Genomic DNA, 11,794 nt, shown 5'->3' with positions numbered 1-11,794 from the left:
CCGGTGAAGTTCAACGCGGTGTTTACTTGCCCGGTTATTACCTCAACATGCTGTTGAGGTTACACACACACCCGCAGGGGTGGAAGTCCGTCTCGTCCTGCAGGCTCAGCGGCCCGGGAAGGCCAGCCGCGCCCACGCCCCCGGGACCGGCTCGTCGTGCCGCATCGCGCGGTCGGCGGCCAGCGTCCCGAGCAGCGGGGCGAACTTCGCGCCGTGGCCCGAGCACGCGGAGACCACGGTGAGGCCGTCGACCTCGTCGATGACGAAGTCCTCGGTCGGCGTGGTGGTGAACAGGCAGGTCGTCTCGGCGTACGGCGCGGGCTCGAGGCCGGGCAGCCAGCGCTCGACGTACGCCGTCAGCCGCTGCCGCTGGGCGGGGTCGACGACGCCGTCGGCGTGCACCGCGGAGCCGATCGACCGGCCGCCGTGCAGCTCGGCGACCTTGTGGCCGGCCCGGCCGTCCCGCTCGGCGTCGCGGCCGCCGGGCAGGGCGTAGACCGTCATCCCGGCGTCCTGGTGGATGGAGGTCGGCCAGTGCCCCGCGTCCGCGTCGTCGCGGTAGGGGAAGTGGAACGCGCTCTCCTGGGTGACCGCGAACGCCGGCAGCAGCGCCCGCAGCCGCGCGGGGTCCGGGAGCCGGTCGACGAGGTCGGGCAGCCAGCCGCCGGCGGCGACCACGACCCGGTCGGCGGCGAGCGGGTCGGCGGCGGCGGTCTCGACCAGGTAGCCCGTCGGCTCGCGCCGCACCTGCGCCACCGGCCGGTCGCGCAGCACCGTCGCCCCGGCCGCCTCGGCCAGCCGCGTCATCGCCAGCACGCTCGCCTCCGCGTCGAGCACCCCGGCGGACGGGTGCCACATCGCCTCGCCCTCGAAGCGCAGCCCCGGCCACCGCTGCCGCGCCTCGGCGGCGCCGACCAGCTCGTGCGCGACGCCGACCTCGGCGAGCACCCCGGCCAACCGGCGCGGGTCGCGCTCGGGGCCGTGGTCCAGCGCGCCGACCCGCCGCACGAGCCGCTCGCCGCTGGCGTCCTCCAGCTCGTCCCACTGCTCGGCCGCCCGGCCGACGAGCCCGGCGTGAAAGGGGTCCGGGTAGGCGTGCCGCAGGATCCGCGCCGAGCCGTGCGAGCTGCCGTCCGGGTTGGCGGGCCGGCTCCGCTCGACGAGCGTCACCTCGCACCCCCGCTGCGCCAGCCTCCAAGCGGTGGCGGCCCCGGCCAGCCCGGCCCCGATCACGACGTACGACGCGCTCATGCCCCGATCCTGCCGCGCCCGCGGTCGGAGGCCTCAGCCCACCTGCGGCCAGCCGTGCCGCAGGGCGTCGAGCTGCTCGCGGGTGACGTGCGAGGGGTTGCTGCCCGCCGCCATCCGCAGCACCTCGAGCCCGGATAGCACGGGGTGGGCGAGCAGGTCGGCCCGCAGCACGGGCGGGTCGACCGGTCGCAGCGCGACGCACACCGACGGCTGTCCGGGGCCGGCGTCGTCGACGGCCGCGAGCACCCGACCGGACCCGTGGACGCCGGCCGGCCAGGTGGCGTCGCGACCGCTGACCCACAGCAGCACGGGGTCGCCGGGAGCCACCAGCGCGGTGCGGTACGACGCCCGCACGCAGCGCGCGACGGGCTCTCCGGCCAGCAGGCCGCCGATGTCGGAGCCGGTCGGGTCGACCTTGAGCACCCAGGCGCCCAGCGACCCGCGGGCGACGGCGCCGCTCAGCCGGCCGACCCCGCCGCGGAGGTGTCGGCCCGGTCGTCGCCCCAGCCCTCGAGGACGACCTTGCCGACCGCTCGGTGGGAGCTGATGAACTCGTGGGCCTCGCGCAGCGCCGCCGCGGAGATCGGCTTCGGCGCCTCGTCCCCGGCGCCGGTCGTCGTCCGCAGCACGCCCTCGTCGACGAGCCGGGCGACCTCGGCCAGCAGGTCGCCCTGCAGGTGCATGTCGTCGGTCCCGAACATCGACCGGGTGAACATGAACTCCCAGTGCAGCGAGCCCGACTTCTGCTTGAGCGGGGCGATGTTCAGCCCGCCCTCGGGGTCGTCGATGACGGCGATCCGGCCCTGGGGTGCCAGCGCCTCGACCAGCTGCTCGTAGTGCTCGTCGGTGTGGGTCAGCGCGGCCACCAGCGGCACCGAGTCGATCCCCAGGTCGCGCAGCTGGGGCACGAGCTCCTGGGAGTGGTCGACGACGTCGTGGGCGCCCAGGTCGCGGGCCCACTGCTCCGACTCCGGGCGCGAGGCGGTGCCGACGACGCGCAGCCGCGTCAGCCGCGACGCCAGCTGCACGAGGATCGAGCCGACGCCGCCGGCCGCGCCGACGACCAGGAGCACCTGGCCCTCGCCGCCGTCGCGCTCGACGCCGAGCCGGTCGAAGAGCAGCTCCCAGGCGGTGATGGTGGTCAGCGGCAGGGCGGCCGCCTCGGCGAAGGACAGGCTGGACGGCTTGCGGGCCGCGATCCGCTCGTCGACGAGGTGGAGCTCGCTGTCGGCGCCGGGGCGGACCAGCGACCCGGCGTACCAGACCTCGTCGCCGGCCGCGAAGCCCGTGACGCCCGGCCCGACCTCGCGGACGACCCCCGCGACGTCCCAGCCGAGCACCTTGACGTCCTCGCCCTCGTCGGGGCCCTGGCGACCGATGATCTTGGTGTCGACGGGGTTCACCGAGACCGCCCGCACCTCCACGAGCAGGTCCCGCTCGCCGGGGGTGGGGTCGGGCAGCTCGACGTCCTCGAGCCGGCTCGCGTCTCCGGTGGTGCGGTAGCCGATCGCGCGCACGGTGTCTCCTCTGGTCGGGTACGGGTCCTCGTCGTACCCAGCGCGCGGCCGGGTGTCGTCATTCCCGCCCCGTGGACCGGTAGTCCGAGACGTTCGGCAGGTCGAAACGGACGAATCAGGTGCCGAACGTCTCGGACTACCCCGCCCGGGGCGGTCACCCCTACGGCTTGAAGACCACCTTGATGGTCCCGTCCTGCTTCTTCTGGAACCGCTCGTACGCCCCCGCGGCGTCGGCGAGCGGCACCTGGTGGGTCGTGAAGGACTCGGTGCCGAGCGGGTCGGCGTCGTCGAGGAGCAGCGGCATGATGGCGTCGGACCAGCGGCGCACGTTGGCCTGGCCCATCCGCAGCTGGAGCTGCTTGTCGAACATCGTGAGAATCGGCATCGGGTCGCTCTGGCCGCCGTACACGCCGATGAGCGAGACGGTGCCGCCGCGGCGCACGGCGTCGATGGCGGTGTAGATCGCCGACATCCGGTCGAGGCCGACCTTGTTCATCACGGTGGCCGAGAGCCGCTTGGGCAGGGCGTTGAACAGCTTCTGGCCCATCTCGGCGACGGGGGACCCGTGCGCCTCCATGCCGACGGCGTCGATGACGGCGTCGGCGCCGCGACCGGCCGTGCGGGAGCGGACCTCCTCGCCGATGTCGTCGACCTCGCGCATGTCGACGACCTCCGCACCGAGCGCCCGGACGCGGTCGAGCCGCTCGGTGACGCGGTCGACGCCGATGACCCGCAGGCCGCGGTGGAGCGCGATCCGGACGGCCATGTCGCCGATCGGGCCGAGCCCGAGGACCAGCAGGGTGCCGCCGTCGGGGGTGTCGGCGTACTCCACGGACTGCCACGCGGTCGGCAGCACGTCGGAGAGGAAGAGGAACCGCTCGTCGACCGGGCCGTGCGGCACCTTGATCGGCATGAACTGGGCCTGCGGGACGCGCAGGTACTCCGCCTGGGCGCCGGGCACCTCGCCGTACAGCTTGCTGAAGCCGAAGAGCGCCGCCCCCATGCCCTGGTCGCGGACCTGGGTGGTCTCGCACTGCGTGTAGAGGCCGCGCTCGCACATCCAGCAGTGGCCGCAGCAGATCTGGAAGGGCATCACCACGCGGTCGCCGACCTTCAGGTCGCCCGCCTCGGGGCCGACCTCCTCGACGATGCCCATCGGCTCGTGGCCGAGCACGTCGCCCTGGCCCATGAACGGGCCGAGCGTCTCGTACAGGTGCAGGTCGGAGCCGCACAGGCCGCTCGAGGTGATCTTGACGATCGCGTCGGTGGGCTGCTCGATCCGAGGGTCGGGGACGTCCTCGACGCGGACGTCGCGCTTGCCGTGCCAGGTGACTGCCTTCATGCGGGCTCCTCTCGTACGGCGACCGAGGTGGCCGTCGGCGAACGGTGCTCCGTACCCGTCGGACGCACCCGCACGCCCACCCCCGGGGGTGTGCGTGGACCCCGCCTGATCGGGCACGGGGCAGCATGACCTCCCTCTGGCACGCCGACGCGACGCCCGTCCACGACGACCCGCTGACCGCCGAGGACCACGACGTCCTGGTCGTCGGCGCCGGGCTGACCGGCCTCACCACCGCCCTGCTGCTCGCCCGGGCGGGGCGTCGCGTGGCCGTGCTCGAGGCGCGCACCGTCGGCGCCGTGGCCACGGGCAACACCACGGCCAAGCTCTCCGCGCTCCAGGGCACCCACCTGTCCCGGGTGCGCAGCCACCACTCCGCCCAGGTCACGCGCGCCTACGTGCAGGCGCAGGTCGAGGGCGTGGCCTGGCTGGCCCGGTTCTGCGAGGACCACGACGTGGCGCTGCAACGGCGCACGGCGTACACCTTCGCGCTGAAGCACAGCGAGGTCGTCACCGTCGAGCGCGAGCACGCGGTCGCGGCCGAGGCCGGCCTGCCGGTGACGCTGCACGCCAGGCTCGACGAGCGGTTCCCGGTGCACCGCGCCACCGGGCTCGCCGACCAGGCGCAGTTCGACCCGATGGACGTGCTGGCCGCGCTCGTGGCGCAGGTCCGGGCCCACGGCGGGACGGTCCACCAGGGCCACCGCGTCACGGGTGCGGACGTCGCGGGCGGGATCCAGGGCGGTCCCTCGCTCGACCTGGCCGACGGCCGCACGCTGCGCGCCCGCGAGGTGGTGCTCGCCACCGGCGGCCCGCTGCTCGACCGGGGTCTGCACTTCGCCAAGATGGAGGCGCAGCGCTCCTACGCGCTGGCGTTCCGGACGACCGAGCAGACGCCGCCGCCCGACGGGATGTACCTCTCCGCGGGCTCCGACTCCCGCTCGGTCCGCGACGTCCCCCGCGCCGACGGCCGGCTGCTGCTGATCGGCGGCGCCGGGCACGGCGTCGGGCGCACCCGCTCCGAGGCCGAGCACGTCGACCGGCTCCGGGCCTGGACGGCCGAGCACTACCCGGGCGCGGTCGAGACCCACCACTGGTCGGCGCAGGACTACGCACCCGCCGACGCGCTGCCGTACGTCGGACTCGTGCCGCGCGGCGGCGACCACCTGCGCCTGGCCACGGGCTACGAGAAGTGGGGCATGTCCAACGCCGTCGCCGCCTCCCTCACCCTCGCCGGCCAGGTCCTCGGCGCCGAGCCGTCCTGGGCGCAGACCCTCCACGGCGCCCGCCTCGGCGCCAGGGGCGCGCTCCAGCTGGCCCGGATGAACCTCGGCGTCGGCGCCTTCCTCGGCCTCGGCGCCGCCCGCGGCCTGCTCCACCGCGCGCCGGACCACGCCCCCGAGGGCACCGGCGACCTCGGCCGCGCCGGCCTGCTCCCGACCGGCCGCACCACCGGGCCCGAGGGCGAGCAGTGCGCGGTCGTCGGCATCTGCACCCACCTGGGCGGCGTCCTGAAGTGGAACGACGCCGAGCGCAGCTGGGACTGCCCCCTCCACGGCTCCCGCTTCGCCCCCGACGGCGCGGTCCTCGAGGGTCCGGCCACCCAGCCGCTCAAGCAGCGGGGGTAGCCGGGGCGGCCTACGGGCCCGCGAACCCCACCACCCACCGCGGGGCCGCCCGGCCGGCGGCCGTCTCGCCCCAGGCTCGGCCGACGTCGTCGAGCGGGACCACCCGGTGGGCCACCGCCACCCGCCCGGCGGCGGCGTGGTCGGCCACGGCTAGGAGGGCGTCGGCCCGCTGCCGGGGGGACAGGGCGTTGTTGGTGTGCCCGAGGACGCTGATCGAGCGGCTGCGCAGCGCGGCCGAGGACAGCCGGGCCGTGTCGCCGGCCGAGCCGCCGAGGTTGACCAGGCGGCCGTGGTCGCCGAGCGCCGCGCAGGCCGCCTCGGCGACCTCGCCGAACACCGGGTCGAGGACGACGTCGACCGGGCCGCCCGCGGCGTCGCGCAGCGCGTCGGTCAGCTCGGCCGGGGGCACGCCCACCAGCACCTCGTCGGCGCCCGCCTCCCGGGCCCGCGCGGCGGCCGCGTCGCCGCGGCAGACCGCGACCACCCGGCCCGCGCCCAGCACCCGCGCGGCGCCGATGCCGGCCTGGCCGACCGCGCCGCCCCCGCCGAGCACGGCCACCCGCTCGCCCGCGGCCAGGCCGGCGCGCCAGGCGAGGCAGGCCCAGGCCGCGACGGCCGACAGGCCGAGCGCCGCCAGCGCCGCGTCACCGACGTCGACCGCGCCCAGCGGCACCACGTCGGCGTCGGCCACCGAGCAGAGCTCGGCCAGCGCGCCGTCGCCCGGCGCCATCCCGGCGCTCGTCGCGCACCACACCCGGATGCCGGCCGGGTGGACCTGCGAGTCGACGACCACGCCGACCCCCTGCACGCCCGGCACGTACGGCGTCGCCGGCCGCCCGAAGTACGACGTCCCCGACGCCGCCAGCACGTCGAGGGGCACGACGGGCGCAGCGGTCGTCCGCACCAGCGTCCGTCCCGGCGCCGCGACGGCGTCCGGCCGGTCCCCGACGGCCGGCGCCTCACCGGGCCGGTGGACCAGCGCCGCTCTCACGACCGCACCCGCTCAGGTGGTGATGTCGGGGTAGGGGAGCGTCAGGTGCTGCATCGCCCGGGCGTACGCCGTCTGGTACTCCATCGGCCCGTGGTCGCGCTCGAACAGGGCGATGAACAGCGTCAGCGTGAGGAACGGGTGCGCGCCCATCTCGAAGAGCGTGACGTGGTCGTGGCCCACGAGCGCCGCCCGCTCCGCGTCGGTGAACGCCTGCCACGTCGACTGCTCGGGAGCCGTGCACGACAGCAGCCGGTTGGCCATCTCGGCCTCCCACCAGGTCACGGTGCCGGCGGGGTCCTCGCGGTAGCGCTCGACCAGCTCGGGGTCGCGGTCGATCGTGAAGAGGAACTTGTCGAGCAGGTAGCGGCTCACTGGGGCACCCCGTTCGGGTACCACGTGAAGTAGGCCTCCATCGTGTGGAACAGGTCGAGGGAGTCGACGTGGTGCGCCTTCTGGCCCTCCCCGGCCACGCCCATCATCAGCATGAAGTCCATGAAGCCGTGGGTGGCGTTGCCCGGCAGGTGCAGGCTGTCGAGGGTGACCTCGGCGAGGCAGCCCTCGAGGTCGCCGGAGGCGATCCACTCCACCGCCCTGCGGTCGAACTCCGGGTCCGGGCCGTGCTCGCCGAACTGGCGCGGCCCGCCGAGCTCGAGCGAGAGGTGGCCGGTGCCGATGATGGCCACCCGCAGGTCCTCGGGCCACGACTCGACGAGCTGGCGGATGGTCTGGCCGAGCTGCACGAACCGCTTCGGCTGCGGGAGCGGCGGCGCGAAGATGTTGGTGTAGATCGGCACGATCGGCAGGTCGGCCTCGGGCCGCAGCGTGATGATCGGGCAGGTGATGCTGTGGTCGATGCGCAGCTCGTTGCTGAACGCCAGGTCGAAGTCGGCGTCGAGGCCGTGGCGCAGGATGTGCGCCGAGAGGTCCTCCTGGCCCGCGAGCCGCATCCGGGGCAGCCCGAACTCGCGCTCCTCGTTGTACCAGTTGGCGTCGTAGAAGGGTGCCTTGCCGACGAGGAACTGCGGCATGTTGTCCAACCACAGCTGGTGGAAGTGGTCGCTGCCGACCATCACCAGCACGTCGGGGCGGGCCCGCGTCAGCGTCTCCCGGAAGGCCTCGATCTTGGCCACCCACTCGTCGGCGAACGGCGGCCGGTCGGCCCCGGTCGCGGTGCTGGCGCGGTAGTAGAAGGGGTGGTGCGTCGAGGCGATGACGGCGCAGACTTCGGCCACCGGGGCGCTCCTCTCGGGTGGTGGGGTGGGGTCAGCTCTCGGGGTCGACGTACGCCGCGTTGCGGTCGACGGTGAGGTAGATGTCGCTCGCGATCGGGCGGCGGCGCTCCTCGGCCAGCTGGCCGAGCAGGCCGGCCGCGCGGGCGAGCAGCGCGAAGCCGCGCAGCAGCTCGACGGGCAGGCCCAGGTCGGCCAGCGCCGCGCCGCAGACGCCGGCGCCGTTGAGCGGCAGGTGCCGGCCCAGCACCGAGGCGTGGGTGCGGCCGATGGCCTCGAAGAGCCGCAGGTGGGGGCCGCGCAGGCCCTCCTCCTCGGCGATGCCGATGAGCACCGGGGTGCGGGGGTCGCCCTGCTTGTGGACCGGGTGGCCCAGGCCGGGCACGAACCGCTTCGCCTCCCGCGTGGCGGTGACCGAGGCCAGCGCGAGGTCGTCCCACTCCTCGTCGGTGGTGGGCAGCGGGTGGCCGGCGGCCTCGTGGGCGGTGAGCACGTCGTGGAGGTAGCCGCCGCAGTCCTCGGTCACGCCGAGGAACCGCGAGCCGCCGCCGAGCAGGCCCGCGGCGAGCGCGCCCTGGAGCGAGTCGGGGGCCGACAGGTACGTCACCCGCGCCGCGATGGCCGTCGGGGTGAAGCCGTGGTCGGCCAGCGCGACCAGCACCGACTCGAAGACCCGCACCTCGCCTGCGGTCGGCCGGCGCATGGCGACCAGCCAGAAGGCCAGCTCGCCGAACCCGACCTTGCCCATCAGGTCGGCGGTCAGGTCCTGGCCCAGCAGGCTGATGGTGTCGGGCGTCGAGGTGCCCAGCGAGGTGGGGAACTCCAGTCCGTCGATCTCGTGGCTCATCGGTCCTCGTCCCTCTCGTTGCCGGCGGGGGCCGGCGCGGCCAGCCAGGCGCGGATCTCGGCGCCGTGCTCGTCGAGCGACGGCGGCGGGCGGCGGTAGTCGGGGGGCGTCTCGGAGAACCGGATCGGGTTGCGGATCGAGGGCACCGCGTGCTCGCCCTCGCCCACCTCCACCACCGGCTCGAGGCCCACGCCCTCGGCGAAGGCGACGCCGCCGTCGACGGTGTTGATCGGCCCGCACGGCACGCCCGCGGCGATGATGTCGTCGAACCACTCCAGCGCGGTCCGGGTCGAGAGCCGCTCGACCAGCAGCGGCCGCAGCTCGTCGCGGTGGGCGGTGCGGTCCTCGTTGCGGGCGAAGCGCGGGTCGTCGGCCAGCTCGGGCACGCCGAGCACCTCGACCAGCTTGCGGAACTGGCCGTTGTTGCCGGCGGTGACGATCAGGTCGCGGTCCGAGCACGGCAGCGGCTCGTAGGGGAACAGGCTGGGGTGGCTGTTGCCCATCCGCGTCGGGACGACGCCGCCCGCGACGTAGGCGCTGCTCTGGTTGACCAGCCCCGACAGCGCCGAGGAGAGCAGGTTGACCTCGACGTGCTGGCCGCGCCCGGTCTCGTGGCGCTGGTGGACCGCCGACAGCACGCCGATGGTGGCGTGCAGCCCGGCCATCACGTCGAAGACCGAGATCCCGGCGCGGTAGGGCTCGCCGTCGGGGGAGCCGGTGAGGCTCATCAGACCGGAGATGGCCTGGACGATGAGGTCGTACCCCGGCAGCTTCGCGCCCTCGGGCCCGCTGCCGAAGCCGCTGATCGAGGCGTAGACCACCCCGGGGTTGCCGGCCGCCACGGTGTCGTAGTCGAGGCCGAAGCGGGCCAGCCCGCCCGGTCGGAAGTTCTCGATCACGACATCGGCCCGGCGCGCCAGCTCCTGCGCGACCGCGACGTCGTCGGCGTCCTTGAGGTCGAGGGCGATCGAGCGCTTGTTGCGGTTCACCCCGAGGAAGTACGTCGACACGCCCTCGCGCAGGGGCGGTGACCAGCTGCGGGTGTCGTCGCCGGCCGGGCCCTCGACCTTGACCACCTCGGCGCCCAGGTCGGCCATCAGCATCGTGGCGTAGGGGCCCGCCAGGATGCGCGAGAAGTCGGCCACCAGCAGTCCGGCGAGGGGGCCGCTGCGCGGCTCCGCTGCGAGCTCGGGCTGGGAGGTCATCGGCGCTCCTTCGAGAGGCGGTGCGGGGTCGGGTGAGGTGTCGAGGTCGTGGTCCGGGGCCGCGAGCGGACGTCGGTCCGCTGCGGGCGGCGTACGGCCCGGTCAGTCTGTTGGCGCCTGTCTGTGGCTGTCAAGGAGGTCGTTGAATCTCGTCGTACCCCCTTGACGTGTGGTCGGCGTCACGTCCACAGTGGTCGGGTGTCCGCCCAGCGGACCAGCGTCCGTCACGAACCGACCGCGACAGCCCCCAGCCCGAGGAGCCCCCATGAGCCACGCCCCCGAGACCCCCCAGCCCGGTCGGCCCGTCGTCCTGCGCGGCGGCACGGTGCTGACGATGGACGACCAGCACACCGTGCTCGAGGGCGCCGACGTGCTGGTCGTGGGCGACCGGATCGAGGCGGTCGGCGTAGCCCTCGACGTGCCCGAGGGCACCCACGAGGTCGACGCCACCGGTGGCGTGGTGATGCCCGGGATGATCGACACCCACCGCCACATGTGGCAGACCGCGATGCGCGGCTACGGCGCCGACTGGACGCTGACGCAGTACTTCGTCTGGTACTACCTCGAGCACGGCAGGGCGTTCCGACCCGAGGACGTGCGGGCCGGCAACCTGCTCTCCGCGTGGGACGCGATCGAGGCCGGCGTCACCACCACCGTCGACTGGTCCCACGGCCTGCAGACCGTTGACCACGCCGAGGCGGCGGTCGAGGGCCTGGCGGCGGTGCCGGGCCGGTTCGTGCTGGCCTACGGCAACATCCAGGCCGGCCCGTGGGAGTGGACCGCCGACCGGGCCGTCCAGGATTTCCTGCAGCGCCACCGCGGCAGCAGCGACCTGCTCGGGCTGCAGCTGGCCTTCGACGTGACCGGCGACCCGGCGTTCCCCGAGAAGCCCGCCTTCGAGGTCGCCCGCGAGCTCGGGCTGCCCGTCACCACCCACGCCGGCGTGTGGGGCGCCACCAACGACGACGGCATCCGGCTGATGCACGACCACGGCTTCATGACGCCCGAGACGGTCTACGTCCACGCGGCCACGCTCAGCACCGACTCCTACCACCGGATCGCCGCCTCGGGCGGCTCCGCGTCGGTCTCGACCGAGTCCGAGCAGAGCGCCGGCCAGGGCTACCCCCCCACCTGGCAGCTGCGCCGCCACGGCATCGACGTGTCGCTGTCGATGGACACCAGCGTGTGGTGGAGCAGCGACCTGTTCTCCGCGATGCGCACCACGCTCGGCGCCGACCGCTCGCGCGAGCACCTCGAGGCGCACGCCAAGGGCGACACCGTCACCAACGTGCACCTGCGCGCCGAGCAGGTCGTCGACTGGGCCACCCGCGGCGGCGCCCGGGCGCTCGGCCGCGACGACCTCGGCTCGCTGCAGCCCGGCAAGAAGGCCGACGTGGTGCTGCTCAAGAACGACCGCTCGCCCGTGTCGTTCCCGCTGCTCAACCCCTACGGCCACGTCGCCTTCCAGGCCCAGCGCGGCGACGTCCACACGGTGCTCGTCGACGGCCGGGTCGTGAAGTCCGAGGGCGTGCTGATCGGGTACGACGCCGCGGCCGTCCGCGCCCAGGTCGACGACACGGTCGAGCACCTGCGCTCCTCGATGGGCGAGGAGGTCTGGCAGGCCGGGATGAACCCCCAGCTGCCCGAGGACGACGACGTCCTCGACAACCCGTACCAGTACACCGACTACAAGTCCCACGCCACGCACGGCGCCCGCGGCAGCGTGTTCGGCGAGCCCGGCTCCGGCGCCGGCTCGTAGAGTCAGCCGTCGGTCGAGACCCACCCCA

General features: G+C 74.5%; 11 protein-coding genes. 2 read left to right on the top strand and 9 right to left on the bottom strand.

Annotation, left to right across the window (positions count from 1 at the left end):
- Nucleotides 1-105: 105 nt before the first annotated feature.
- From BLU55_RS13480 to BLU55_RS13465, 4 genes are all read right to left on the bottom strand, one after another.
- Nucleotides 106-1,251, bottom strand: coding sequence for an FAD-dependent oxidoreductase (locus tag BLU55_RS13480; RefSeq protein ID WP_091730600.1), 1,146 nt, complete (start codon nt 1,249-1,251; stop codon nt 106-108).
- Nucleotides 1,252-1,284: 33 nt separating this feature from the next.
- Complete coding sequence (locus BLU55_RS13475; protein ID WP_091730597.1) at nt 1,285-1,674, bottom strand: hypothetical protein; 390 nt, start codon at nt 1,672-1,674, stop codon at nt 1,285-1,287.
- A gap of 35 nt (nt 1,675-1,709) precedes the next feature.
- Complete coding sequence (locus BLU55_RS13470; RefSeq protein WP_091730595.1) at nt 1,710-2,768, bottom strand: zinc-binding alcohol dehydrogenase family protein; 1,059 nt, start codon at nt 2,766-2,768, stop codon at nt 1,710-1,712.
- Nucleotides 2,769-2,928: 160 nt separating this feature from the next.
- The gene (locus BLU55_RS13465) at nt 2,929-4,110 is read right to left on the bottom strand and encodes an alcohol dehydrogenase catalytic domain-containing protein (protein WP_091730592.1); all 1,182 of its coding nucleotides are present in this window, start codon (nt 4,108-4,110) and stop codon (nt 2,929-2,931) included.
- 125 nt (nt 4,111-4,235) lie between these two features.
- Between BLU55_RS13465 and BLU55_RS13460 the strand changes: the two genes are divergently transcribed.
- Nucleotides 4,236-5,735, top strand: coding sequence for an FAD-dependent oxidoreductase (locus tag BLU55_RS13460; RefSeq protein ID WP_091730590.1), 1,500 nt, complete (start codon nt 4,236-4,238; stop codon nt 5,733-5,735).
- A 10-nt stretch (nt 5,736-5,745) separates the two neighbouring features.
- Here BLU55_RS13460 and BLU55_RS13455 read toward each other — a convergent pair whose 3' ends face one another.
- Genes BLU55_RS13455 through BLU55_RS13435 form a run of 5 tightly spaced genes read right to left on the bottom strand, consistent with a single transcriptional unit; the run spans nt 5,746 to nt 10,007 of the window.
- A complete protein-coding gene (locus tag BLU55_RS13455) occupies nt 5,746-6,726 on the bottom strand; it encodes a zinc-binding dehydrogenase (RefSeq protein ID WP_091730587.1) in 981 nt (326 codons plus the stop codon).
- Between the two features lie 12 nt (nt 6,727-6,738).
- Entirely contained in the window at nt 6,739-7,098 is a 360-nt protein-coding gene (locus BLU55_RS13450) for a hypothetical protein (protein ID WP_091730585.1), read from the bottom strand.
- Nucleotides 7,095-7,958, bottom strand: coding sequence for a DODA-type extradiol aromatic ring-opening family dioxygenase (locus tag BLU55_RS13445; protein ID WP_091730582.1), 864 nt, complete (start codon nt 7,956-7,958; stop codon nt 7,095-7,097). Before BLU55_RS13445 ends, BLU55_RS13450 begins: the two co-directional genes overlap by 4 nt.
- A gap of 31 nt (nt 7,959-7,989) precedes the next feature.
- Nucleotides 7,990-8,802, bottom strand: coding sequence for a citryl-CoA lyase (locus BLU55_RS13440; RefSeq protein WP_091730580.1), 813 nt, complete (start codon nt 8,800-8,802; stop codon nt 7,990-7,992).
- A complete protein-coding gene (locus BLU55_RS13435; protein ID WP_091730577.1) occupies nt 8,799-10,007 on the bottom strand; it encodes a CaiB/BaiF CoA transferase family protein in 1,209 nt (402 codons plus the stop codon). Before BLU55_RS13435 ends, BLU55_RS13440 begins: the two co-directional genes overlap by 4 nt.
- Nucleotides 10,008-10,272: 265 nt before the next feature.
- Between BLU55_RS13435 and BLU55_RS13430 the strand changes: the two genes are divergently transcribed.
- Nucleotides 10,273-11,766: an amidohydrolase family protein gene (locus tag BLU55_RS13430; protein WP_091730574.1), complete on the top strand. Its 1,494-nt coding sequence runs from the start codon at nt 10,273-10,275 to the stop codon at nt 11,764-11,766.
- The last annotated feature ends 28 nt before the right edge of the window (nt 11,767-11,794 follow it).

Origin of the sequence: Nocardioides scoriae, assembly GCF_900104965.1 — a bacterium.
GTDB classification, from domain to species: Bacteria; Actinomycetota; Actinomycetes; order Propionibacteriales; family Nocardioidaceae; genus Marmoricola; species Marmoricola scoriae.
The sequence above is the reverse complement of the archived record's forward strand: the minus strand, read 5'-3'. Positions and strand labels throughout refer to the sequence as shown.